Source organism: Erwinia sp. L03-1 (assembly GCF_058686115.1).
Genome location: NZ_CM178762.1, coordinates 2,587,893 through 2,612,216 on the forward strand (window position 1 = coordinate 2,587,893; position 24,324 = coordinate 2,612,216).

Sequence of the window (24,324 nt, forward strand, 5' to 3'; positions counted from 1 at the left end):
CCATTTGGATATATAGACACCCCGGATCAGCTGCTACCATGCACTCCAGGGCGCATTTGCGTGCGCAATAAAAAATAACGGTAATAGCGCGGTGCCTGATATAGCGCACTGCTTCATTGGAGATCTGGGGATGAACCTTCCATTAATCGCTAACCTTGCGGCATTTGTCGCCCTGTTAGTTATACTGGCTAAAAGTGGTAGCACCCGCTGGAGCCTGTCAAAAAAGGTCCTGCTGGGCCTGGTGACCGGTGTGCTGTTCGGCCTGGTCCTGCATACTATTTATGGCGCCGACAGCGCGACGCTAAAAGAGTCCATTAGCTGGTTTAATCTCGTCGGTAACGGCTACGTTCAGCTGTTGCAGATGATCGTTATGCCGCTGGTCTTCGCCTCAATACTCAGCGCCGTGGCCCGGCTGCATAATGCCTCCTCGCTGGGGAAAATTAGCGTATTAACGATTGGCGTACTGCTGTTTACCACCGCTATCTCTGCGCTGGTCGGCGTGTTCGTCACCTGGCTGTTCAAGCTGGATGCCAGCGGGCTGGTCCAGGGCGTGCAGGAAACCGCTCGCCTTGCCGCGCTAAAAAGTAACTACGTCGGCAAAGTTGCCGATCTCTCCACGCCGCAGCTGCTGCTCTCGTTTGTGCCAAAAAACCCCTTTGCCGACCTGACCGGGGCCAGCCCGACCTCGATTATCAGCGTGGTGATTTTTGCCGCCTTCCTGGGTGTCGCAGCCCTGCATCTGCTGCGGGATGACAGGCCGAAAGGCGAACGCGTGCTGGCTGCCATTGATGTTTTACAGGCCTGGGTCATGAAGCTGGTTCGCCTGATCATGAAGCTGACGCCGTTCGGCGTCATGGCCCTGATGACGAAGGTGGTGGCCAGCTCAAACGTGAGCGATATCGTTAAGCTCGGCAGCTTTGTCGTGGCGTCCTATCTGGGACTGGCAATCATGTTCGCCGTCCATGCCCTGCTGCTCACCGTTAATGGCGTTAATGCTAAGCGTTTCTTTAAAAAAGTCTGGCCGGTCATCACCTTTGCCTTTACCAGCCGTTCCAGCGCCGCAACCATTCCGCTGAGCGTTGAGGCCCAAACGCGTCGCCTGGGTATTCCGGAGTCTATCGCCAGCTTTTCCGCCTCATTTGGTGCGACCATAGGTCAGAACGGCTGCGCGGGGCTTTATCCCACCATGCTGGCGGTGATGGTTGCGCCGACGGTGGGCATCAACCCATTCGACCCGATGTGGATTGCGACCCTGGTTGGCATCGTAACCCTCAGTTCAGCGGGCGTAGCAGGCGTTGGCGGCGGTGCGACCTTCGCCGCGCTGATTGTGCTGCCCACGATGGGCCTGCCGGTGACGCTGGTCGCGCTGTTGATCTCTATTGAACCGCTCATTGATATGGGCCGCACCGCCCTGAATGTGAACGGCTCGATGACGGCCGGCATGCTGACCAGCCAGTGGCTGAAGCAGACCGATAAAGCGCTGCTCCACGCCGATGCAGAGCGTGACTTCGAGCTGGCGGAACGCTAACAGCCTGCTCCGTTTGCAGCCCACAGAACGCGAATATCCTCTTCGTTTGGGGCTCTCAGAACGCCAGCAGTCTCCCTGTTACGCACTCTCAAAACGCGAATAATCTCTCAGGGCTGGCTTCCGCCAGCCCTTTTTTTATCCCCGCCCCGCTTCCCCCCGCCGATTTTTACCGCGCTATGCGCGTTTTATCATCCTTTGTCATCTTTTAAACACGATTTTAAACACTTAACCCTGCTGTTTTAAGGCGTATCTCACTCACTGTTCTATAGTTACTGGAGTCTGAAATGACAACAACAGGAGTAAGTGAGAATGTCGAAAGAAACAGATAATAAGGAACTCAGCCACAACGCCCCGTCTACCGGGCCTGATTCAGCTAAACCCGGCATGGATTCGCTGGCGCCCGCAGATGGGTCGCATAAACCCTCGGCGGAGCCTACGCCACCCGGGAAGGAGCCAACGGCTCCCGGAAGCCTGAAAGCCCCGAATACGCATAATGCCAAGCTTGATGCGCTGGAGTCCTTCCGCAAAGGGGGTGAAAATTTCCCGCTGACGACCAATCAGGGCACGCGTATTGCCGACGACCAGAATTCACTGCGCGCGGGCACTCGCGGTCCCACCCTGCTTGAAGACTTTATCCTGCGCGAAAAAATTACCCACTTTGACCACGAACGCATTCCTGAGCGTATCGTGCATGCCCGCGGTTCTGCGGCACACGGCTACTTCCAGCCGTATCGTGATATGAGCGATATCACCAAAGCGGACTTCCTGCGCGATCCGGGTAAGCAGACGCCGGTATTCGTGCGCTTTTCAACCGTTCAGGGCGGTGCAGGTTCGGCGGATACCGTACGTGATATTCGCGGCTGGTCGACCAAGTTTTACACCGACGAGGGCGTATTTGACCTGGTGGGCAATAACACCCCGGTGTTTTTTATCCAGGATGCTCACAAATTCCCCGATTTTGTCCACGCGGTGAAACCCGAACCTCATAATGAAATCCCTCAGGGACAGAGCGCGCACGATACCTTCTGGGACTATGTGTCGCTCCAGCCGGAAACGCTGCACAATGTCCTCTGGGCGATGTCCGACCGCGGTATCCCGCGCAGCTACCGCACGATGGAAGGCTTCGGTATTCACACTTTCCGCTTTATCAATGCCGAAGGTAAAGCCACCTTCGTCCGCTTCCACTGGAAGCCGGTTGCCGGTAAAGCCTCTTTGCTGTGGGACGAAGCGCAAAAACTCACCGGGCGCGATCCCGATTTCCACCGTCGCGATCTGTGGGAAGCCATTGAGGCTGGCGACTATCCTGAATATGAGCTGGGCGTACAGCTGATTGCCGAGGAGGATGAGTTCAAATTTGACTTTGACCTGCTGGATGCGACCAAGCTTATTCCCGAAGAGCTGGTGCCGGTTGAACTCATCGGTAAGATGGTTCTCAACCGTAACCCGGATAACTTCTTCGCTGAAACCGAGCAGGTTGCTTTCCATCCAGGGCACATCGTCCCGGGCATGGATTTCTCCAACGATCCGCTATTGCAGGGTCGCCTGTTCTCCTATACGGATACTCAGATCAGCCGCCTGGGTGGACCTAACTTCCACGAGATCCCGATCAACCGTCCGACCTGTCCGTATCATAACTTCCAGCGTCAGGGCATGCACCGGATGGATATCGACACCAATCCGGCGAACTATGAGCCAAATTCGATCAACGATAACTGGCCGCGTGAGACGCCTCCAGCCCCGCAGCGTGGCGGGTTTGAAAGCTATCAGGAGCGCATCGAAGGCCATAAAGTTCGCGAGCGCAGCCCGTCGTTCGGTGAGTATTATTCGCAGCCGCGCCTGTTCTGGAACAGCCAGACGCCGGTGGAGCAGCAGCATATTATTGATGCCTACTCCTTTGAGCTGAGCAAGGTGGCCCGTCCTTATATCCGCGAACGCGTGGTCGATCACCTGGTCCATATCGACGTCTCGCTGGCAAATGGCGTGGCAAAAAACCTGGGGATTGCCCTGTCCGACGAGAAAATGCATACCGCGCCGCCTAAAGACGTTAACGGTCTGAAAAAGGATGCCAGCCTGAGCCTCTATGCGGTACCCAGCGGGACCATCAAGGGCCGCCAGGTCGCACTGCTGCTCAGCGATGGCGTATGTGCTGCTGACGTGCTGGCGATCCTCCAGGAGCTCAAAGCTCAGGGCGTTCACGGTAAGCTGCTGGCACCGCATATGGGTCAGGTACGCGCCGACGACGGTTCAGATCTGCCGGTTGATGCCACCTTCAGCGGTCTGCCGTCGCTGACCTTTGATGCGGTCATCGTCCCGGATGGCAACATTGATGCCCTGCTGCTGAGCGGTGATGCCCGCTACTTCCTGCTGGAAGCCTATAAGCACCTGAAAGTTATCGGGCTTAGCGGTGACGCCCGTCGCTTTAAGGCGCAGTTTGGCCTGAGCGACAGCGAACAGGAAGAAGGTATCATTGAAGACAGTAAGGCCGAAGGCGTGCTGATGAGCGAGTTCCTGTTGGCGATGGGTGCACACAGGATCTGGTCGCGCAGTCAGAAAGCACTGACCGTGCCAGCCTGACGGCATGGTAATAAGGCGCTTAATCGGGCGCAACGTTTCAGCCCGATGAAGTGTCGATTAAGTATCAAATCGGGCGACAGGTTTTCGCCCGATTTTTCATTCAGGAAAGCGTTAAACCCGCCCGATACCTTCTGCCCAACTTCTCCTGAAAAGGCCCGGCATTAGCTCCTCTCCGCGCCGGGATGCCTTACGGTAAAGCAGGTAATCTGTGTGGAACGTTCTCCCACGGTGCAGCCAGCACCGCGTCAGACATTTGATCAGGCCCATCGGCGTGCCTTCCGGCTTTAACGTTAATAAAGACGCAGCGGGCTTCGCGGCCTGCCGTGTCGGTCACTTATTATCCGTTTATCACCCTGATATTGTCGGTCACTGACCATCCGCTATCACCCTGGCATTGATGTTGCTTATTTACCTTCACACCCGTTGTGCTGGAGATAAACCATGAATGCCACCCTGACCGTTAGCCGCTATCGCTACCGTATTTTCGCCATGCTGTTTTTTATCGCGCTGATCAATTACATCGATCGGGGGGCGCTCTCATTTGCGGCCAATGCCATCTCAACGGAATATCATCTCAGTAAGGTGCAGCTCGGCGCAGTGCTGAGCTACTTCGGTTTTGGCTATCTGCTGGGCTCGCTGTGCGGTGGTTTTCTTGCCGATCGCCTCGGTACCAGACGGGTGTGGCTGATGGCGGGCGTCGCCTGGTCGCTGCTGGAGGTCGCTACGGCCTGGGCGGGTGATGTGGGGTTGGCGCTGTTTGGCGGATCGGCCATTATAGGGTTTGCGGTTATGCGCGTACTCTTTGGCCTGGCGGAAGGCCCGGCCTATGCCCTGATGAATAAGGCTATCGCGCACTGGTCGCCTGACCACGAGCGCGGAACCGCGCTGGGAATTGGTCTGCTCAGCACCCAGGTGGGCGCACTGCTTACCGCCCCGGTTGCCGTCGGCCTGCTGCTGCTCACCGATGACTGGCGAAGCATGTTTATTCTGCTGGGGTGCTTTTCGCTGATCGCCATGGTGATTTTTGCCCGCGTATTTACCGACACGCCCGAACAGCACCCCAAAGTTAGCCCACAGGAGCGGATGACCATCAGCCGCGGCCAGGCTGAGCAGGCCAGCGGCCCGCGCCTGCCCTGGTGGCGCTTCTTCAGCAATCGTACGCTGGTCTGTAACGCGCTGGGCTACTTCTCCTTCCTCTATATCACCTTTACCCTGGTAAGCTGGGAACCGAAATATTTGCAGGACAGCTTTCACTACGATTTGCACTCGCTCTGGTACGTCGCGATGATCCCATGGAGCGGCGCCTGCGTGACCGTGCTGTTGGGAGGCCGGATCGCCGATGCGCTCCTGAAACGCTTTAATAATCTGCGGCTGGCGAGGAACGTTTTTGCCGCCGTCACGCTGCTGATGACTGCGTTCTGCTTTATGGCGATCCCCTGGATGCCCTCACCTGCCACCATTATTCTGATGATGACGCTGGGCAATGCTCTGAACGCGCTGGTGAATAATGTGTACTGGTCGGTGGTAATCGACGTCACGCCTAAATCCACGGTAGGCACTTACAGCGGCATCACCCTGGCCATTGCCAACCTTGCCTCCATAAGCTCTCCGCTGCTGAGCGGGTGGCTGGCGCAGCACTATGGTTACAACGCCATGTTCAGCGCCACTGCCGCCGTGGCATTTATCAGCATGTTAGCCATGACGCTGCTACAGCCGGAGAAGAAACTTCAGCCGGAAGTACGCTTTGCAACCCGGCAGGAGGGCGCAATATAAGAGGCATCGTGGAGGGAGCGTTAAGAATGCGTTAAGTGCTGTAAGCAGCGGACAACCGTGGCCATTCAGCGCTTGCGTTTTCGCTGGCCGGGCGTAATGTTAATCTCAGTCAGAACCAGGAGAAACCCTATGAAAAAGGTGCTTAGCGCTCTTTTCGCTTTAACATTACTTTCCCCAACGCTGGTCCTCGCGCAACCCGGCTGGGGTCCAGGCCCTGGGCCGGGCTGGCATCACGGCTGGGGCGGTGGTCCCGACGGACACCGTGGGTGGGGTGGTGGCCCCGGCGGACACCGTGGCTGGGGCGGTGGACCAGGCAGATTAAACTTTCTGCCCGATGCCGCCGTGGGCGTGCTGATTGGTGGCCTGACTTACTATGCCCTGAACGGCAGTTACTATCAGCGCGCCAATGATAATACCTGGGTGATGGTGCAGCCACCGGAACAGCGCTATAGCGGCAGCATGCGTACGCTCGACTACAACGGCGACCGCTTCTACGTGCAGGATGGACACTATTACCGTCGCGATATTGACGGCCGCTATCTGGAAGTTTCCCGCCCACCCGGTCTGTAAAAACAGGCAAAAAAAAACGGTCACCAGGGTGACCGTTTTTCATGTTATCTCAACAGGAATTTACTGCGAAACCTGCGGATCGGTGTCATATTCTTTACAGCTCTGGAAGCCGTAGTTCATTACGCGACCGGTATCGCTATAGCTAACGAAGTAGGTCTGCAATTTACCGTTACGTTCACCCAGAACATAGGTCTGGCAGGTACCGCGAGCGTGTACCATGGTAATTTCAGTTGACGCCGGGCCTGCGATATCACGAACCTGCTGGCGCGTCATACCCTTTTTAACATCCTGTACCACTGGCTTGGTAACGTAACTTTCCGCGCGATCGTACGCCGAACAGCCCGATAAAACGGCTAAAACCACGGCAGCACCAATAGCTCCTGCAAACTTCTTCATGTTTTTATTCCTCTTTTATTTTCCATGTAAGCTTAAGCCTGGAACAGAAATGCTGATTTATCAACTTTATGGCAAAAAAAATCGCACTTTTCCCTCTCTTTATTGTCGCGCAAGCCATGCAAATGACAGATAAAGGAAACATCAGAATTCAATCTTGTTGTTTAACGCCAGCCGCGTTAGCTTTAACGCAACCATCGAAAACACGGCTGCCTGCTTAAGGCAATGAATCTCAGGAGATACAAATGACTTTGCAACAGGAAATAATCGAAGCACTGGGGGTCAAACCTGTCATTGATGTTCAGCAGGAGATCCGCAACAGCGTTGAGTTTCTTAAGTCCTATCTCAGAACCTATCCCTTTATTAAAACGCTGGTGCTGGGGCTCAGTGGGGGCCAGGACTCTACCCTGGCCGGTAAACTGAGTCAGACCGCTATTTCAGAACTCCGTCAGGAGACAGGAAGCGCCGACTACCAGTTTATCGCTGTCCGCCTGCCCTACGGCATTCAGGCCGACGAACAGGATTGCCAGGACGCGATTGATTTCATCAAACCTGACCGCGTGGTAACGGTAAACATCAAAGAGGCGGTACTGGCCAGTGAGAAAGCCCTGCGCGAGGCGGGCGTGACGCTGTCCGATTTTGTTCGGGGCAATGAGAAGGCTCGTGAGCGAATGAAGGTCCAGTACAGCATCGCCGGGGTGACTTCGGGCGTGGTGGTGGGAACCGACCATGCCGCAGAGGCCGTCACCGGGTTTTTCACCAAGTATGGCGATGGCGGCACGGATATTAATCCGCTGTTCCGGCTGAATAAAGGTCAGGGTAAACAATTGCTGAAAGCGCTGGGCTGCCCGGAGCATCTCTATCTGAAACACCCGACGGCGGACCTGGAAGATGACCGGCCCGGCCTGCAGGATGAAGTGGCGCTGGGCGTCACCTATGAGCAGATCGACCACTACCTTGAAGGCAAAACCATTGCTGCCGATGCGGCAAAAACTATTGAAGGCTGGTATCTGAAGACGGAGCATAAACGCCGCCCGCCCATCACCCTTTTTGACGACTTCTGGAAGAAATAATCTCGCACCCGTGAGTGACAAACTGAAGCCAGGGGGCAGGTCATCGCCCCGGCTTCAGGCGTTATATCAGCATAATCCTGAGCATAGCCCCGGCCGTTCGATCAATTTTCTGGCGTATAATGCGCCAGGAGACGCTTTTTTATCCTCCCCGCCCCTGTTACACTGTACAAGTAACCAGTAACCGGAGTGCAATGTGGTCAGACGTGCAGCAGCTCAACGCCTGGAATTTGAACCAGCGGCTATCTATCAGTATCCCGAACATCTTCGCCCCTCACTTGCAGGGCTACCTTCACTCCCTGGGGTCTACACCTTTCACGGCGACAGTGAAACGATGCCGCTGTATATCGGTAAAAGCATCAATATCCGCAGCCGGGTCATGTCCCATTTTCGCACGGCGGATGAAGCCAAAATGCTGCGTCAGACCCGCCACGTCAGCTTTATTCAAACTGCGGGTGAGCTGGGCGCGCTGCTGCTTGAGGCGCAGATGATCAAGGTGCAGCAGCCGCTGTTTAATAAGCGCCTGCGCAAGAATCGTCAACTCTGTTCGCTGCATATCAGCCAGAACAAACCGACCGTGGTCTTTGCCAAAGAGCTGGACTTTTCGCATACGCCGGACCTGTTCGGACTCTATTCCAGCCGCCGGTCGGCGCTGGAGACGCTGCAAAAAATCGCCGATGAGCAGCAGCTCTGTCTCGCACTGCTGGGTCTGGAGAATCTGAGCCGTAACCGCGCCTGCTTCCGCGCCAGCCTGGGACGTTGCGCCGGTGCCTGCTGCGGTAAAGAGTCCCCCGAGGCGCATCATCAGCGCCTGCTGGCCGCGCTGGAACGCGTACGCGTTCAGTGCTGGCCCTGGGAGGGTGCCGTCGGCGTGGTTGAGGAAGGCGTAAACCAGACGCAGATCCACATCATTAATAACTGGTTTTATCTGGGATCGGTTGAGGATTTGGCGATGGCAAAGGCGCTGACCTCGACGCCCAAAGGCTTCGACAGCGACGGCTATAAAATCCTCTGCAAGCCGGTCATTAGCGGAAAGTACCCGATAGTCCCTTTGTATTAACAAAAAACCGCCGACGCTGCCCACATCCCATTGGCAGGGAGTGGGCAACGCCGGCGGTTTCTGTTTGCGTCCGCTAAGCGTTGATTACGTCGCTAAGACTTAATCGTCAGCAGGAGGCATTTTGCCTTCGTGGTGCGGTTTTTCAGCCAGACGCTTTTCAAAGTTCTGGTTGAACTGTTTTTTCTGCTCAGGCGTCAGCACGTTGTACAGTTTGTTTTGCGTTTCCATCATCTTCAGCGCACGGCCTTTGCCGTCTGCCGCCATCTGGGTGGCCTGAGCTTCGGCTTTAGCCTGGTCGAAGCTGTCAGAGGCGATAATGTCATGCATCGCGCGGCGCTCTTCCAGCGATGGACGCTTCATGTCTTTGTGTGCGTTATCCATGATGGTTCGCATCTGCTGCTTCTGCGCGTCGGTCAGATTCAGCCCTTTAAACATTTCATGCATACCACCATGACGCGGCGGCTGGTGCATCATCGGCTTGTCGGCACCGGCCGGCGGCGGGGTCAGCGTATCAGCCGCAGCGTGAACGATATTAGCGGCGCCCAGGGCCAGAGTCATGGCGATTACGGTAGAAGTTAATTTACGCATCATTTTTATCCTTACTTTTCGGTTCTGAGGCGACAGCTTTGTCGCGATGTCGGAACTCAGTTTAGTGCGCTGAACGTCAAGTACGCTGAGCGTGAGTAAAGCCCTGAAAGCATAAAAGACAAATTAGCGCCAATCATGAAGAGAATGCGAAGAATATCGTGAGGAATTGCTAAGAAGTATGAATTTAAAGGGATTAATGCAGAAAGAATGGAGAAGTGTAATACAAACGCAAATAGCGGGAAAGGAAAAAGTAAGGGGCGTTGGCCCCTTAATAGCTGTTCCGAATAGTACATGGCGCAACCGGGTACGCAACAGAGTGGAGCGGCATTGCGCGCTGCTATTTAGCGTAGCGCCTGATTATGCGCGTTGTCCTCAACCAGCATCAGGCCCGCACGCTGCCCCAGCGCAACGTCAGGATTAGGGAACATCACATATTCCCGCGCCTGCTGCACGTAGTAGCGCTTTTCACCATCTTCTGCCAGCAGCGTACCCTGAGGGAAGGCGGTAAAGTTCAGAGTTTCACGGCTCATATGTAGCCTGAAATCATCCGTCTGGCGGGTCAGCTGCTGAGATACCCGATAGCGGAGCGGCGGTTCCCCCACCTCGGGCAGGCTGCCTCCGGTCAGTATGGCCCTTAGCGCCTGATGCGTCGCGGCGAACTGGCTGAGATCGTTGCTGCCGAAAGGGAGCGCCTTACCCAGTTCGAGCGTACAGCTTGCTGCGCCAAAGTGGCGAGAGCTGTAGTGGGTGAAGGTGCCACCCGGTGCACGATGAAATACCAGCGCCTCCAGCCCGGCGGCGGCCAGCCAGTGCAGAAAATCTTTCGGCCATGGCGTTTCGCGCATCGGCATAACGCCAAAGCGGGTATGCCAGGATCCACGGATTGCCGTATGCAGGTCAAGATGCCAGCGGATTTCATCGCTGTTGCCCGCCTGCCAGAAGGTCTCCATCGCCTGCTCAAGGCGCCATGCGCGTCGTGCCTCCATGCAGTCTTCATACTGCTGCCAGCGCCCGCCAAACAGCCGGTTCAGATCGCAGCGAAGATAGCGTTTATCTGCCCGCAGCGCAGTGGGATTACCATAGACCACCAGCAGGCGCGGAAGCAGCGGCAAATTGCCCGCCAGCAGCTCACTGACCAGCGTATTGAGGATCTCTACCGGTGCCGTTTCATTGCCGTGAATGCCCGCCGAGATAACTACCGCCTGGGTAGTCGCCTCCAGCGGCGTGATGTCGAGGATGCCGTCGTCGAGCCACTGCCACTGCATAAATGCATTGCGACCCGCGCGGGGGGATGGACGTTCACCGCTAAGCGTTAATGTAAGCAAGTCCAGCATGCATTCTCCTTGTTATGAATTTGTGCTCCTTTGTCGGGCTAAGACGCGCGGCTCTTCAGGAGACGCGCGTCGCTTCATCCGTGATTACTGCTGAAAATTATAGACATTCCCTAAGTTTAGCACTTTTGTGAGCTCATCGAGCGCCTGACGTCCCTCTGTCAGCAGCTGCGGATCGGCCAGGTCAGCCGTTGAAAGGCGATCGCGGTAGTGACGGGCCACCCAGTCGTTAAGGGTGGTAAACAGCCTGTCATTCATCATCACGGCTGGATTAACCGCCGCGTACTCTGCCTCGTTCAGCACCACGCGCAGGCGCAGGCAGGCGGGCCCACCGCCGTTAAACATACTTTCGCGCAGGTCAAATACCTTCAGCTCGTCCACCGGGCCCCCGTTCTCCACCAGCCCGCTCAGATAGCGCCAGACGCCCGTATGCTGTCGGGTCTCTTCCGGCAGCACCAGCAGCATTTTACCGTCAGCCTTGCTCAGCAGCTGGCTGTTGAACAGATAGGTGGAGACGGCATCGCTCACGCTAACCTCGTTATCCGGCACGACCAGCGGGGTGAACCCCGGCACATTTTCTTTCAGTTCGTCCAGCAGCCGGGGCTGGTTAAGGAAAGCCCGCTGATGGCAAAAAAGAACCTGCTGGTTACTGACGGCGATAACATCGTTATGAAATACGCCTTTATCAATGACGTCAGGATCCTGCTGCGCAAAAAAGGTCCTTTTGGCATCGAGCTGGTGGAGCCTGGCCACGGCCTCGCTGGCCTCACGCGTTTGACGGGCGGGATAGCGTGTCGGTGCCAGCCCCCCCGCCCCCTCTGCGCGGCCGTAGACAAAGAGCTGAACGCCAGGTTCGCCATATCCGGCGCTAAAGCGGTTGTGGTTAGCAGCGCCTTCGTCACCAAACATCCCCACCTGCGGGAGCGCATCATGAACGGTAAAGTGCGCGCCGTCACGGAATATAGCCCGCAGCAGCGCCGCCGTGGTAGGTGCCTCCATCGCCCGATGAAACTTGTTGTTAAGGTTGGCTACCGTCAGATGCACGCGCCCGTCGGCGCTGTCCGCCGAGGGTGAAACGGTCGCCGCATTGGCGACCCACATTGCCGAAGCCGAGCTCGCTGCCGAGAGCAGCGCCGGTGCCTGCGATGCCGCCTTCGCGATGACCTGCGCATCGCTGCCGGTAAAGCCAATCTGGCGCAGTGCGGCGACGTTAGGCCGCTCGTGGGGCGGGATCACCCCCTGCGCAAAGCCCCTGTCCGCCAGCGCCTTCATTTTTAGCAGCCCCTGCTGGGCTGCCAGTCGCGGATTTGACATTTGGTGTTGATGGCGGGTGGAGGCTTCATTGCCAAACGACAGGCCGGCGTAGTGGTGCGTCAGCCCCGGCAGTCCATCAAAGTTAACCTCGCGCGCGCTCATTGCGGCTCCTCCCCAACGCTAAAATCCAGTCCAGGCGACAGCTGAGCCGGTAGCGTCAGGCTGTCAGACTCCAGCGAAGCCATCGGCCAGGCACAGTAGTCGGCGGCGTAGAATGCGCTGGCGCGGTGGTTACCGGACGCGCCAATGCCGCCAAAGGGCGCGCTGCTGGCTGCGCCGGTCAGCGGTTTATTCCAGTTAACGATCCCCGCACGGGCTTCAATCAGCAGACGGTCAAACAGGTCACGCTGCGGGGAGATCAGGCCGCATGAGAGTCCATAGCGGGTGTTATTCGCCAGGCGGATCGCCTGATCGAAATCGTCATAGCGGACCACAGACAGCAGCGGGCCAAAAACCTCTTCGTCCGGGACGTTTTTTAGCGAGGTGATATCCATGATGCCCGGCGTCAGGATCGCGCTGCTGCGATCGGGCCAGCGCATCGGTAGCAGGACCTTACCCCCTGCATCAATTCGCGTTTGCCATTCACTGTAAATATGCTCTGCTGCCTGGCGTGAAATCACGCTGCCCATAAAGGGCTGGGGTTCATCATCCCAGCGGCCGGTCTGGATACGCCCGGCAACCTCAACCAATCGCGCCAGAAAAGCGTCACCCTGCGCACCGCGCTTAACCAGCATGCGTCGGGCACAGGTGCAGCGCTGTCCGGCAGTAATAAAGGCCGACTGGATAGCAATATGCACGGCGGCATCAATATCCTCCGGGTCCTCCACGATAAGGGCATTATTTCCCCCCATTTCCAGCGCCAGCATTTTATCAGGCTGACCGGCAAACTGGCGGTGCAGCTGGAAACCGGTAGCGGCGCTGCCGGTAAACAGCAGGCCGTCTATCTGCGGATCCTGCGCCAGCGCCTGTCCGGTGTCCCGGCCGCCCTGCACCATATTTAGCACGCCGTCAGGCAGCCCGGCGCTCATCCACAGGCGGACGGTTTTTTCTGCGGTGACGGGCGTCAGCTCACTCGGCTTGAAAACCACCGTATTCCCGGCCAGCAGGGCGGGCACAATATGGCCGTTTGGCAGATGCCCCGGGAAATTGTAGGGGCCAAACACCGCCATTACGCCGTGCGGGCGGTGGCGCAGCGCGCTTTCGCCGGAGAGGGATTCCCCGGTGCGTGCGTGCCAGGCCTTAACGGATATTGCCACCTTATTGATCATTGCCTGTACTTCGGTACGGGCCTCCCAGCGGGGTTTCCCGGTTTCCTGCGCAATCGCGGTGGCCAGATCCTCGCTGTTCTTTTCCAGTAGCGCAGCAAACTTTTCCGCAATGGCCTGGCGCTCAGTAAAGGGCCGCCGCGCCCAGCCCACAAAAGCCGCACGCGCAGCCTCGCAGGCTGATGAAACCTGCCCTTTGCTGGCGGCCTGGCCGTACCACAGCGTCTCACCGCTGACCGGGTCGGTTTTGGTGAATTTTTCTGCGGCCCCGGTCAGCCATTGTCCATTAATGCAGTGGGTCATGCTTTTTTCTCCTCAGGGCTTAGGGTCACTACGCGCAGGCTGTCGCCCGGCTGGCAGTGCAGGGTTTCTGCCTGCCCGGGGCTGAGAGTGATGCTTTCCCGGCGCGGATCGGCGTTCACCAGGATCGCCCGGAAATCCTGATAGCGATCGTTACCGACCAGGCACAGGGGCAGAGATTCACTACCCTCCGCCCCGACTTCCACCGTCTGCCGATGGCTTTTACGAATAGCCCGGACGCGGTCAATGTCGCACTCCAGCGTCGGGCCGCCGTCAAAAATGTCAACGTAGTCGTTATAGCGAAAGCCCTCTGATTCCAGCACGGCACGGGCGGGCGCGGTTTGCGGGTGAGTCTGGCCAATCACGCTTTGCGCCTCTGCCGACAGATAATCCAGATAGAGCGGGTGTTTCGGCATCAGCTCGGCGATAAACGCTTTCTGGCCGGTGCCGCACAGATAATCCGCTTCGCTGAAGGACATGGAGAAAAAGCGGCTGCCAACGCTCTCCCAGAACGGCGAGTGCCCGTGTTCATCAATCACGCCGCGCATTTCGGCCACCACCTTTTGCATAAAGCGATCGCGAAAGGCGGCCATAAACAGAAAGCGCGATTTCGACAGCAGATAGCCGTTTTTGCCATTACGGTGATCGGGATCGAGGAACAGGGTGCAGAGCTCGCTGCTGCCGGTGTGGTCGTTGCTGAGCGACAGCGTCGGCAGCGAGTTGTAGACATTTAACTCGCGGGAGGCATGCACCTGCGTACCCACGCGAAAGTTATACCAGGGATCCTGCAACCCGACGGCCACTTCAATCGCACAAATCCCCACGGCCCTGCCGCTTTCACTCTCCTCCAGCACAAAGACATACCCCTGCTCGGCGCGCGGCAGCTCGCCCTGCCAGGTAAGCAGCGAGCGATCGATACGTGCCGCCAGGGTGGCGCTGTCGGCAGGCAGTGACGTCAGCCCGCCGCCCGTTTTGCCCGCCAGCAGCAGCAGTTGCGCGAGATCGTCACGCTCAACCGGGCGAATAAGCATCATGATTGCGCTCCGTCGATCACCGCGCGACAGGCTTTTTCAAAGCGGGCCAGCCCCTCTTTTACTTCGGCGTCGCTAATAATCAGCGACGGCGCAAAGCGGATGACGCTGGCACCGGCAATCAACACCATCAGCCCTTCGCGTGCGGCGGCCTGGTTGAACAATTTTGCCTGACCGCTGTAGTCCTGATTCAGCACGCAGCCGAGAAGCAGCCCGAGGCCGCGGATCTCGCTGAACAGGTGTAGCCGCTGATTGATCTCATTCAACCCTTCAGCAAACCAGCGGTGACGCTCGGCAACGCCCGCCATCACCTCAGGACGGTTAATCAGCTCCATCACTTTCCCCCCCACGGCCCCGGCCAGCGAGTTACCGCCATAGGTGGTACCGTGCGTACCGACGCCCAGCACGCGGGCATACTTTTCAGTGGTGAGCATCGCGCCAATGGGGAATCCGCCACCCAGCGCCTTCGCGGTGGTCAGCACATCTGGCGTCACGCCATAATGCATATAGGCGTAAAGCGAACCGGTGCGCCCTACGCCGCTCTGGACTTCATCGAAAATCAACAGGGCCTGATGCTTGTCACACAGCTCACGCAGCCCCTGTAGAAAAGTCGGTTCGGCAGGCACCACGCCGCCTTCACCCTGGATGGGTTCAACGATAACCGCGCTGGTTGCATCGTCGATCATCGCTGCCGCAGAGGCCAGGTCATTAAAGACCGCGTGGCGGATGCCGCCTGGCAGCGGGGCAAAGTCTTTCGAATAAGCCGGCTGGCCCCCGGCGGTGACGGTAAACAGCGTGCGACCATGAAAAGCATTACTGAAGGCAACGATGCCACTCTTCTCTTCGCCCACGGCATCATGAGCCACCTTACGGGCCAGCTTAAGCGCCGCCTCATTAGCCTCTGCCCCGGAATTACAGAAGAACACGCGTTCGGCAAAAGTGGCGTCAATTAACCGTTTTGCCAGCTTCAGCACCGGTTCATTGGTGTAGCCGTTACCGGTATGCCACAGCAGCGCCGCCTGCTGCACCAGCGCCTGCTGGAGTTCCGGATGAGCATGCCCGAGCGCGTTAACGGCAATGCCGCCCGCAAAATCAATATACGACTTTCCCTGCTGGTCCCACAGCGTTGAGCCCGATGCACGTACGGGGATAAAGCCGGCAGGGGCATAGGTAGGAACAATCCATTGGTCAAAGTTTGCGCGGGTAACTTCTGATTGCATGACGGCCTCTGTTTTAAGCGCCCACCGAAAGGTGAACTAAAGGTTTAATTTATGTTAATAAAATGATTCAACACAGCTTCACTGTAATTTGCACGGTTCATGCCAGCCAGCGAATAAATTGCATAAATCACTTTACCTGACACAATATCAATCAGTTACCGGCTATTATTATTCACTTATAATGCATAAAAAGTGAATAAAACTACGACAAGCGCAGGTTTGCCGAATAAAAAACAGAGGATTTATGCATTCAGAAAATAAAATATTGCTTTTGTGATCGGGGCGGAGATTGGTGCCCCCCATCCAGGGCGTTTTGCACCCTTTTGACGCGTACTGCACTGTTTAGAGGCACGAGTGGGTCGCAGGCGCGAGCATGGTCTCAGGCATGAGCATGGTCTCAGGCGTGAGCATGGTCGCAGGCGTGAGCATGGTCTCAGGCATGAGATGGATCGCAGGCGTGAGAGGGGTCGGAGCTGTGACAATGATTGCAGGCGCGAGAGTGATTAGGGCCGTGAAAAAGGTCTACTCCGGCCTGAGGTCAGCAATAGTGTACCAGGCCAGGGCTTTATACATCGGTGACAGTCAGCCCTGGCTCAGATTCAGGCTCAGATTCAGGTTCAGGTTCAGGTTCAGGTTCAGGTTCAGGTTCAGGTTCAGGTTCAGGTTCAGGTTTAGAATTCGGCTCAGGCTCAGGTCAGACGATAGTGCGCGTCGGGTACGGGTGTTGCCGGCAGGTCGCGCTGGTTATTCATCTCCAGCAGGTTGATTTCGATATTGGTACACAAGGCGTCCATCGGCAGGTGATTATTGGCGTAGCCAAAGGGCATCTCCAGCTCTTCCGCCAGCGTATCCAGCGAGAGAAAGCTGTAGGCGATAAACACCGACACCAGCGGCGTCATGTAGTGCAGATCTGGCACCAGTGCAAACGGCAGCAGCGTACAGAAAAGGTAGACCGTGCGATGCAGCAGCAGACCGTAGGCAAACGGCAGCGGCATGCTGGCCAGCCGCTCGCAGCCACCCAGTACCTGAGAAAGCTGGTGGATGCTGTTATCCAGCTGGGCAAAAACAATATCGGATACCGCACCGCTGCGGCGCAGATCGCCCAGCCACTGGGAAATTTTCATTTCGATAGCGTTAGTCGGCGCGCGGCGGCGCAGGACGTCTTCGGCCTCATCTCCGAGATAGCGCTGCAAATCCTCCCGTGGATCGGTTCGTCGCAGCTGGTGCTTGAGGCTGTAGCAAAATGCCATCAGCAGCGCGGTGACCCGCGTGGCATCCGCCGGTGAAATCGCATGCACCTGACGCAGCAGGGTTCTGCTGGCAATCAGCAGGCCGCCCCAGAGCTGACGGGCTTCGGTCAGACGCGCATAGCAGACGCTGTTACGAAACCCGAGAAAGATGGCGATGGAGACCCCCAGCAGGCTGAAGGGTGCGAGGGTTAGCTTAACCCCTAGCGTTTCGTACCAGTCGAGGCAAAAGATCGCCACAATCGACATCAGTAGATTAAGGGCAAGTCGGAACAGGATGCCGGGCAGCACGGAGCCGTGCCAGGAGAACAGACGGACAAACCAGTGACGCGATGGGCGAAGGATCATAGTAATCGGCTGCGTGGTGTTTTTTGAAATTCTGGCAAATTAACCTGACTATTCACAGCTGTTTTTTGTGAATTTACTCACATTTTCTAGCCTGGACGTTCTTGACAGCCTGTCCCGGCCAGGCTTCTCCCGCGCCAGTTAACCAGGCTGCGTATCACCTCCAGGCCCCCTCATATTGAAAGCCCGAGCATCACTTTGAGGCCGGACACCCATCACAGCGATAGGATGAGCATCACCTTAAGGCCGGACACCCATCACAGCGGCAGGATGAGCATCACACCTGGGGTGCCATGAGATCGAAAATCGGCGGACGATTGTCCTGCAGCGTCACCGGCGGCACCAGCTTAAGCGTTATCCAGTTCGAGGTTACGCGCTGCTGCCTGCTGTCCTCGAGGGTGACGGAAAGGTGATAAGTGTTTGTGGCATCCGGGGAGCTGTCCCAGGCCGGAATAATAATGCTCCATCCTTGCGGATCAAGATTGTTCCCCGGCGGCGTCAGGCTTAGCGCCTGCGTATCGCCCTGCCAGTTAATGGCCTGAAGCGGGTTAGCATTACGGATTTGCAGCCGAAGCGGCAGCGTTTCGCCCGGCTGGACCTGCCAGGGCGGCGTGGCCAGGAATACCGACAGCGTTTTGCGCTGACGGAAGGCCATTACCGGCGTGTCATTGCGGTTAACCTCATCGTAACGGCTGCCGCTCAGCGATCGCGCCGCCGCGACATTTTCGGCCGAAAGCTGCTTACTCAGCGCGACGCCAATCTGGTAGTTCATTTTTAAACCAAACTGATCCTGCGTTTCACCGGTATCGGCGGTTTTATGGGTGGCGGTAAAGGTAAACAGCGGCACTGGCGTGTAGCTTACGCCAAGCTCGATAGCCGACGGGTTATTGCCCTGCGTGCCGCTGTTAAACAGGTCAATGTTATTACCGAGATACTGCTCGTAGCTTAGCGAAACGCCCAGTTGACGATAGAAGGGCAGATAGCCCTTGCTGGTAATGTCGTAGCCGCGCGCCAGCCGCATCTGCCCATATTCACTGCGATCCCGCCAGCCGGAAAGCGGCTGATAATAGTTGGCGGAAAAACGCAGAAAGTCGCCCCAGGCCTCCGCGCCCAGCGATCCTCGCTGCTGATGGGATTCAAACATCTGGTCGATAAAACCGTTATATCCCAGCCGCCAGTTGCCCGCCAGCCAGCGCTGGCCCACGCCAGCATTGCCCACTACGCCATAATCCGTCTGCTCAATACCGACCTGACTAAAGGTCAGATACTGATAGTTGTCCTGCCAGGGGGTAACCAGCTGAGCCGAGGTTCCCGCAAAGCTGCCATGTAGATCGACGTTCAGCGACAGATCGGCATGACCATAAGGAGAGAGTAGTCGCTCTCCCCCATTCTCAGCCCGCTGGGCGGCTTCGTCGCGAAAATGATTAAACGCCCACTGCCCCGCCTGATTACCGAGCGATTTGTCGGAGTTGCTGTCCATACTGGCCTCACCAATACTCTTCACCGCTTCTGCAATGCGCTTTTCGGTGGCGCTGTCTGCGGCCGTCGTGCCGCCAAGGTCGGGCAGCGAAGCGTTCAGGTCGCTAAACCTGGCAGGATCGTCAAAGGGCGCGTCGGCAACCCGCGTCTCTGTCGTCATCGCCCAAACGTCAGGACAAACGATGGCCGCGATGAATAACGCCAGCATCGGTACGCGGTTCAAAAGATGAAAGGCATTGAGTCTGCTCATAACCTCACTAATTTCTGCTAGCACAGTTTTCTGATTAAAAATGCAGGATATCTCACAAAATCATTCGATGTTTACTTTAGCATATTTATCTGACTGCGCGGACAGTGGCATGCTGAAAGCGGCGGAGGTTCAGACAGAATGTCATCCCGCGAAAGACGATCGCGGTTGCGGTGGTGGATAACGGGATTATCGTCCAGGCTTTATTTCAACCCGTTCAGGAGTTATCCGATGAAGAAAATAGTGCTCTCTGCTTCACTGCTGCTCTGTGCCAGCGCCCTGAGTGCCGCGCCGGTTTTTACCCTGGTCTCGCCCGACTTTAACGATAACGCGCTGCTGGCAAAAAAGTTTGCTGGTAACACGCCTGGTAACGTCAGCTGCACTGGTGAAGGCATCTCACCCGCGCTGGGCTGGTCCTCTCCCCCCGCGCTGACCAAAAGCTTTGCGCTGACGATAACCGATCCGGTGGGTGCCAAAGGCCTTGGCGTCGACCATCTGGTTGCTTACAACATTGCCCCCCAGCAGACGCAATTCTCTCAGGGCGAGCTCGCGCAGGGTAAGGGCTTCACCGGCGGCAAAAATAGCATCGGGACGCTACGCTACGCTGGCCCCTGCCCCCCCGCAGGCAGCGGCGCGCATCACTATAACTTCACGCTTATCGCAACCGATCTTGCGCCTGATGCGCTGCCAGAGGGGCTCACGCGAGACGCGCTGATGGCAAGGCTCAAAGGGCATGTGCTGGGGGCGACGGGGCTGACTGGCCGCTTTGGCAATGGTCTGTAGCCCTGGCGATTTTTCAGGTTTCAGGGACAAAATTGTCCCCCTCTTATCAGGCTCGCAATAACATGTAATCTTGCGGGCCGCAATGGTTCCCAATCCCAAAAGTGTCAGGTAAACTGACTGCGGTTTTATCTTTCTGTAAACGTGAATGATTTTTTGTGCGGCTGCGTGCGGTTTTTTCACCTGCCGGTAAAAAAATCATTTTTAAACCGCTGGATTATCAGACTCACTGATGAGACTTACGAGGAGCACTGTGAAAACAAGCATTGCGTTAACCCTGCTGGCAGCACTGACCCTGAGCGGATGTAAAGCGCCTCCCCCCGCTGTGACGGATGACACCCTGGTGACCAGTGAAGTTGACGGCGTCAGGCTGACGCATCGCTATGCCGTTCAGGCCCCCCACGCCTTTACGCCAGTGAATGAAACTTACCGTGCGCTATACGCTGCCTCGGTGATGCCTCGCCCGGAGTTTGGCGGGAAAATTGTACGCTATCTGGATAACGGCAAGCCTTTTACCGTACTCGGTGAAGTTGAAAATCACTGGCTGGCGATTGCGGACGACGACAGCCAGCAGCTCATTGGCTATGTTCCTTTTAAGGCTGGCGTGAAGGCGGACCTTTACGATGCAACGGTGCGCAGCGACCGCCCGCGCCCGCGCAAAAATACGAATGCAAAAAAAGTCTGTGTGGATGTCGGTGGGCAGAGTAAAGCCTGTCGCAATAACAGCACGGCCACGTGGATTCTGGAATAGATGTTGTTTCACCCCGGATCAATGTGAGTCAGGACAGGCGATGATTCTCTATTCGATGATAAGCACAGGGCGGCTGCCCCGCAGCTGCCCCCTGGCTGAGACAGTGATATCCTGATGACACTGGAAAATACGACCGACCTCCCAACCTCTGTCAGCCAGGATAATCCGCTGCTTGCTGCCGCCTCGCCGCTGCTGAATGCGATTGTGCAAATTCGCCTGTCGGCAACGCATGACGACCCCGCCGGTCTGCGCCAGCAGCTGATTGATGAGATCCGCCAGTTTGAATCCCGCAGTAAGCGAGCTGGACTGCCCTTCGATATGATTATGGGCGCCCGCTACTGCCTGTGCAGCGTCCTGGATGAAGCCGCCGCGCAGACGCCGTGGGGAACGCGCGGCATCTGGTCCGGTAATGGCCTGCTGATCACCTTTCATAATGAAAGCTGGGGCGGTGAAAAGGTCTTTCAGCTCCTGTCACGGATTTCACAGACGCCTGCGCAGCATTTATGGCTGCTGGAGGTTATTCACTACATTCTGTTACTGGGCTATGAAGGCCGCTACCGGAGTATCGATCAGGGCCGCACTCAGCGTGACGCAGTGCGAAGCCGCCTGGGACAACTGATCGCTAATACGCGTGGCGTCCAGCCTCCGCTACCCGCCATGCAGCCCCTGCTTCCCACCGTGCAGCATAGCCTGTGGCGGCCGCCCGTGCCGCTCTGGGCCTGTATCACCCTGACCGCCTTTATCGCCTGCCTGATCTACACCGGGCTGAACTGGCGGCTGGGTAACGCGGCGGAACCTCTGCTGCGCGCTATCTGGGAAACGCCGCTGCCGAAGGGCGAAATTGGCCGTCGCAGTGCGTCAAGTCAGGCCCTGCTGGATCTGCGCGATCGGCTGGGCGACCTGATATCTGCCCGCCAGCTCGACGTAACGGATGGTACGGAAGGCAGCAGGGTAATTATTTCCCTGGATACGCTCTTTTCCCATGACGGCAGCGACCTGACGCCTCAGGGACGGGCAATTATCTCCCGGGTGGCGGCGGCGATGGACAGCATCCAGGGTCGCGTACTGGTCAGCGTCTTCACCGATGACCGCCCTACCCGCAACAGCCATTACTCCTCAAATTATGAATCATCCCAGGCGCAGGCGCAGGTGATTGCTGCCCGGCTGCACCAGCAGATGAAGCAGCCCGGCCACACCATCCGGGGTGAAGGGAGAGGCGACAGCAGCCCGCTTCTGCCTAACGACAGCATTGAGAATCGTACGCTAAACCGACGGGTGGAAATCACTCTGCTTCCTGCACCACAGATACAGGCCAGCACCACCAGCAAAACGGGAAAATACTGATGCCAGGCGCCCTCTCAACCCTGTTCTTAAGTCGACTGTTGTGGAGTTTCGTCGGCATTACCGCGCTCTCCGCGCTGATCTGGATTATGGGTCCGCTGCTCTCCTTCAGCGGAATGCACTGGCTGGAAAGCAGCATGAACCGCCAGGTGGTCATAGGGATGTGCTATTTCCTGTGGATCATGTTTCAGCTTATCCCGCAGCTTTATCGGACCTGGTTCAACAATAAACTGCTGACCAATCTGCAAAAGCAGAGCGTCGATCACGCTGAACAGGCCGCCACCGAAGAGCTGTTAAGCAGCCGCTTTAACGAAGCGGCCACGCTGCTGAAAAAAGCCCATTTCCCCACGCGCCAGCAGAAAAAATCGCAGGGCTGGCTGTCGCGCGTTAGCGCACAGCATCTTTATCAGCTGCCCTGGTACATGTTCGTAGGCGCGCCGGGCGCGGGTAAAACGACCGCGCTGATTAATTCCGGTTTACAGTTTCCTCTTAGCGACAGCCTGGGTAAAACTGCGCTGCGCGGCGTGGGTGGCACCCGCCACTGCGACTGGTGGTTTACCGATGAAGCCGTGCTGCTTGATACCGCAGGCCGCTATACGCTTCAGGAAAGTCAGCGGGCGCGCGATGCCAGTGAATGGCAAACCTTTATCACGCTGCTTAAACGCTACCGTACCCGCCAGCCGATTAACGGCGTGATTATGACCATCAGCGTGGCCGACCTGCTGAGTGATTCAGCTGAGGCACGCTTTGCCCAGGCCACCGCACTGCGTCAGCGCATGGCGGAGCTGCACCAGCAAACCGGTATTCATTTTCCGGTCTACATCATGGTGACGAAAACGGATTTGCTGAAGGGCTTTATGAGCTACTTTTCCAGACTGGATAAGGATCAGCGCGAACAGGTGTGGGGCTTTACCTTTCCCTGGAGTCCCCAGAGGGAGAGCGAAGCCGCACTTCACACCCTGTTCGACAGCCAGTTCAGAGCGCTATCCAGCCGTCTGACAGACAATCTTGCGGGGATCATGGCCGAAGAGAGGGATCTCGCCCAGCGCGCCGAGAGTTTTCTGTTCCCGCAGGAGTTTGCCACGCTGCGTACGCTGCTGGCGGAATATCTTGATATCGTCTTTTCTGCCGATAATGAGCCCGTCTCCTGGCCGGTACGCGGGGTGTTTTTCACCAGCGGAACGCAGGAAGGTCTGCCGTTCGACCGCATTATGGGTCAGCTAACCCGTAAGCTACAGCTGCCCCAGCCTGGCTCCCACTCGATTGCCAGCTGGGACCAGGTTAATCGCAGTGCCCCCATTCCAGCCAACAAGGGCCAGGGCTACTTTATCCACCAGCTACTAAGCGGGATTATTTTTCAGGAGAGCGCGCTGGCGGGAAGCGATCGCTCATGGGAGCACAGAAATCGCCTGCTGCACTGGGCAGGATATGCCTCATTGGCGCTGGCACTGGTGATCGCCACCCTGCTGTGGGGCACCAGCTACTATAAAAATCAGCAATATTTGCAGCAGGTTGATATGCGGTTAAAACCGATCAATCAGCAGGCAAAAGGGCTGGTCAGCAGCAACAGCGGCGATATCCTGGATCTGCTACCCTTTTTAAACGGTCTTATCGCCCTGCCGCAAAGCAACCAGTTTTCCCTGGATGCGCCACCTCTGAGCATGCGTGCCGGGCTGTACCGGGGCAATCAGGTAAGCGATGCCGCCTGGGGCATTTATCAGAATGCGCTGAAAACGCTGCTGCTGCCGCGTGTGGCACAGACGATAACGGCCACGCTGCGCAATGATAATGGTCAGGATAGTGAATTCAGCCGTAATGCGCTGCGCGCCTATCAGATGCTTTATCAACCCAGAAGCTATGACGGCGAGTTTCTGCGCGGCTGGGTGATGCAAAATCTTCAGCGTAGCCTGCCTGCCGACGTGACCACGCGCCAGCTGCAACAGCTTGACTGGCACCTCAGCCAGCTGCTTGACCGTCAGATTCTGACTTCGCCGTATGCGCGGGACAATGTTCTGATGATGAGAAGATTGTCGCTAAAACTGAACGGTACCGATCCTCAACCAGCTGCGTCCGCCGCCGAACGGGGTTCCCAGTAATTGATCGCTAATGAATAAGGC

19 protein-coding genes are annotated in these 24,324 nt (G+C 57.1%); 10 read left to right on the forward strand and 9 right to left on the reverse strand.

What is annotated here, in order from left to right:
* The first annotated feature begins 130 nt into the window (after positions 1–130).
* The 4 genes from AC4PCC_RS11945 to AC4PCC_RS11960 all read left to right on the forward strand — a co-directional run bounded on the left by AC4PCC_RS11945 (position 131) and on the right by AC4PCC_RS11960 (position 6,445).
* Positions 131–1,528 (forward strand): L-cystine transporter, encoded by a 1,398-nt coding sequence (locus AC4PCC_RS11945; protein WP_492124653.1) that lies wholly within the window; start codon positions 131–133, stop codon positions 1,526–1,528.
* A gap of 309 nt (positions 1,529–1,837) precedes the next feature.
* A complete protein-coding gene (gene katE, locus AC4PCC_RS11950; RefSeq protein ID WP_492124654.1) occupies positions 1,838–4,102 on the forward strand; it encodes a catalase HPII in 2,265 nt (754 codons plus the stop codon).
* Positions 4,103–4,543: 441 nt separating this feature from the next.
* A complete protein-coding gene (locus AC4PCC_RS11955) occupies positions 4,544–5,875 on the forward strand; it encodes an MFS transporter (RefSeq protein ID WP_492124655.1) in 1,332 nt (443 codons plus the stop codon).
* A gap of 129 nt (positions 5,876–6,004) precedes the next feature.
* Entirely contained in the window at positions 6,005–6,445 is a 441-nt protein-coding gene (locus AC4PCC_RS11960; protein ID WP_492124656.1) for a DUF6515 family protein, read from the forward strand.
* A gap of 60 nt (positions 6,446–6,505) precedes the next feature.
* Here the strand turns inward: AC4PCC_RS11960 and osmE are convergent, their stop codons facing one another.
* Positions 6,506–6,841 (reverse strand): osmotically-inducible lipoprotein OsmE, encoded by a 336-nt coding sequence (osmE, locus tag AC4PCC_RS11965; RefSeq protein WP_067703476.1) that lies wholly within the window; start codon positions 6,839–6,841, stop codon positions 6,506–6,508.
* Between the two features lie 242 nt (positions 6,842–7,083).
* Between osmE and nadE the strand changes: the two genes are divergently transcribed.
* Both nadE and cho read left to right on the forward strand, forming a co-directional pair.
* Entirely contained in the window at positions 7,084–7,911 is an 828-nt protein-coding gene (nadE, locus tag AC4PCC_RS11970) for an NAD(+) synthase (protein WP_492124657.1), read from the forward strand.
* 193 nt (positions 7,912–8,104) lie between these two features.
* Entirely contained in the window at positions 8,105–8,968 is an 864-nt protein-coding gene (gene cho / locus AC4PCC_RS11975; RefSeq protein ID WP_345831384.1) for an excinuclease Cho, read from the forward strand.
* A gap of 99 nt (positions 8,969–9,067) precedes the next feature.
* Here cho and spy read toward each other — a convergent pair whose 3' ends face one another.
* The 8 genes from spy to AC4PCC_RS12015 all read right to left on the reverse strand — a co-directional run bounded on the left by spy (position 9,068) and on the right by AC4PCC_RS12015 (position 19,338).
* Positions 9,068–9,556: an ATP-independent periplasmic protein-refolding chaperone Spy gene (spy, locus tag AC4PCC_RS11980; protein ID WP_345831576.1), complete on the reverse strand. Its 489-nt coding sequence runs from the start codon at positions 9,554–9,556 to the stop codon at positions 9,068–9,070.
* A 341-nt stretch (positions 9,557–9,897) separates the two neighbouring features.
* The gene (gene astE, locus AC4PCC_RS11985; protein ID WP_492124658.1) at positions 9,898–10,890 is read right to left on the reverse strand and encodes a succinylglutamate desuccinylase; all 993 of its coding nucleotides are present in this window, start codon (positions 10,888–10,890) and stop codon (positions 9,898–9,900) included.
* An 84-nt stretch (positions 10,891–10,974) separates the two neighbouring features.
* Positions 10,975–12,303 (reverse strand): N-succinylarginine dihydrolase, encoded by a 1,329-nt coding sequence (gene astB / locus AC4PCC_RS11990; protein ID WP_492124659.1) that lies wholly within the window; start codon positions 12,301–12,303, stop codon positions 10,975–10,977.
* Positions 12,300–13,769 carry a succinylglutamate-semialdehyde dehydrogenase gene (gene astD / locus AC4PCC_RS11995; RefSeq protein WP_492124660.1) on the reverse strand — a complete coding sequence of 490 codons (1,470 nt, stop codon included), beginning with the start codon at positions 13,767–13,769 and terminating at the stop codon, positions 12,300–12,302. The genes astB and astD overlap by 4 nt, the downstream gene beginning before the upstream one ends.
* Positions 13,766–14,800: an arginine N-succinyltransferase gene (astA, locus tag AC4PCC_RS12000; protein WP_492124661.1), complete on the reverse strand. Its 1,035-nt coding sequence runs from the start codon at positions 14,798–14,800 to the stop codon at positions 13,766–13,768. Before astA ends, astD begins: the two co-directional genes overlap by 4 nt.
* Positions 14,797–16,017 (reverse strand): bifunctional succinylornithine transaminase/acetylornithine transaminase, encoded by a 1,221-nt coding sequence (locus AC4PCC_RS12005; RefSeq protein WP_492124662.1) that lies wholly within the window; start codon positions 16,015–16,017, stop codon positions 14,797–14,799. Before AC4PCC_RS12005 ends, astA begins: the two co-directional genes overlap by 4 nt.
* A 689-nt stretch (positions 16,018–16,706) precedes the next feature.
* On the reverse strand, positions 16,707–17,612 hold the full coding sequence (locus AC4PCC_RS12010; RefSeq protein ID WP_067703446.1) for a bestrophin family protein: 906 nt from the start codon (positions 17,610–17,612) through the stop codon (positions 16,707–16,709).
* Positions 17,613–17,886: 274 nt separating this feature from the next.
* Positions 17,887–19,338: a YchO/YchP family invasin gene (locus tag AC4PCC_RS12015; protein ID WP_492124663.1), complete on the reverse strand. Its 1,452-nt coding sequence runs from the start codon at positions 19,336–19,338 to the stop codon at positions 17,887–17,889.
* A gap of 228 nt (positions 19,339–19,566) precedes the next feature.
* On the opposite strand from AC4PCC_RS12015, the gene AC4PCC_RS12020 reads away from it, so the two are divergent.
* The 4 genes from AC4PCC_RS12020 (at position 19,567) to tssM (ending at position 24,303) form a co-directional block, all read left to right on the forward strand.
* The gene (locus AC4PCC_RS12020; RefSeq protein ID WP_492124664.1) at positions 19,567–20,118 is read left to right on the forward strand and encodes a YbhB/YbcL family Raf kinase inhibitor-like protein; all 552 of its coding nucleotides are present in this window, start codon (positions 19,567–19,569) and stop codon (positions 20,116–20,118) included.
* 229 nt (positions 20,119–20,347) lie between these two features.
* A complete protein-coding gene (locus tag AC4PCC_RS12025) occupies positions 20,348–20,866 on the forward strand; it encodes an SH3 domain-containing protein (RefSeq protein WP_067703441.1) in 519 nt (172 codons plus the stop codon).
* A gap of 114 nt (positions 20,867–20,980) precedes the next feature.
* Positions 20,981–22,210 (forward strand): type IVB secretion system protein IcmH/DotU, encoded by a 1,230-nt coding sequence (gene icmH / locus AC4PCC_RS12030; RefSeq protein WP_492124665.1) that lies wholly within the window; start codon positions 20,981–20,983, stop codon positions 22,208–22,210.
* Complete coding sequence (gene tssM, locus AC4PCC_RS12035; RefSeq protein WP_492124666.1) at positions 22,210–24,303, forward strand: type VI secretion system membrane subunit TssM; 2,094 nt, start codon at positions 22,210–22,212, stop codon at positions 24,301–24,303. Before icmH ends, tssM begins: the two co-directional genes overlap by 1 nt.
* Positions 24,304–24,324: the final 21 nt, after the last annotated feature.

What these genes read in the sequence shown, in the direction of transcription:
- AC4PCC_RS11945 (WP_492124653.1), top strand. Translation starts at nt 131, where the DNA reads ATGAACCTTCCATTAATCGCTAACCTTGCGGCATTTGTCGCCCTGTTA.
- katE (WP_492124654.1), top strand. Translation starts at nt 1,838, where the DNA reads ATGTCGAAAGAAACAGATAATAAGGAACTCAGCCACAACGCCCCGTCT.
- AC4PCC_RS11955 (WP_492124655.1), top strand. Translation starts at nt 4,544, where the DNA reads ATGAATGCCACCCTGACCGTTAGCCGCTATCGCTACCGTATTTTCGCC.
- AC4PCC_RS11960 (WP_492124656.1), top strand. Translation starts at nt 6,005, where the DNA reads ATGAAAAAGGTGCTTAGCGCTCTTTTCGCTTTAACATTACTTTCCCCA.
- osmE (WP_067703476.1), bottom strand. Translation starts at nt 6,841, where the DNA reads ATGAAGAAGTTTGCAGGAGCTATTGGTGCTGCCGTGGTTTTAGCCGTT.
- nadE (WP_492124657.1), top strand. Translation starts at nt 7,084, where the DNA reads ATGACTTTGCAACAGGAAATAATCGAAGCACTGGGGGTCAAACCTGTC.
- spy (WP_345831576.1), bottom strand. Translation starts at nt 9,556, where the DNA reads ATGCGTAAATTAACTTCTACCGTAATCGCCATGACTCTGGCCCTGGGC.
- astE (WP_492124658.1), bottom strand. Translation starts at nt 10,890, where the DNA reads ATGCTGGACTTGCTTACATTAACGCTTAGCGGTGAACGTCCATCCCCC.
- astB (WP_492124659.1), bottom strand. Translation starts at nt 12,303, where the DNA reads ATGAGCGCGCGCGAGGTTAACTTTGATGGACTGCCGGGGCTGACGCAC.
- astD (WP_492124660.1), bottom strand. Translation starts at nt 13,769, where the DNA reads ATGACCCACTGCATTAATGGACAATGGCTGACCGGGGCCGCAGAAAAA.
- astA (WP_492124661.1), bottom strand. Translation starts at nt 14,800, where the DNA reads ATGATGCTTATTCGCCCGGTTGAGCGTGACGATCTCGCGCAACTGCTG.
- AC4PCC_RS12005 (WP_492124662.1), bottom strand. Translation starts at nt 16,017, where the DNA reads ATGCAATCAGAAGTTACCCGCGCAAACTTTGACCAATGGATTGTTCCT.
- AC4PCC_RS12010 (WP_067703446.1), bottom strand. Translation starts at nt 17,612, where the DNA reads ATGATCCTTCGCCCATCGCGTCACTGGTTTGTCCGTCTGTTCTCCTGG.
- AC4PCC_RS12015 (WP_492124663.1), bottom strand. Translation starts at nt 19,338, where the DNA reads ATGAGCAGACTCAATGCCTTTCATCTTTTGAACCGCGTACCGATGCTG.
- AC4PCC_RS12020 (WP_492124664.1), top strand. Translation starts at nt 19,567, where the DNA reads ATGAAGAAAATAGTGCTCTCTGCTTCACTGCTGCTCTGTGCCAGCGCC.
- AC4PCC_RS12025 (WP_067703441.1), top strand. Translation starts at nt 20,348, where the DNA reads ATGAGACTTACGAGGAGCACTGTGAAAACAAGCATTGCGTTAACCCTG.
- icmH (WP_492124665.1), top strand. Translation starts at nt 20,981, where the DNA reads ATGACACTGGAAAATACGACCGACCTCCCAACCTCTGTCAGCCAGGAT.
- tssM (WP_492124666.1), top strand. Translation starts at nt 22,210, where the DNA reads ATGCCAGGCGCCCTCTCAACCCTGTTCTTAAGTCGACTGTTGTGGAGT.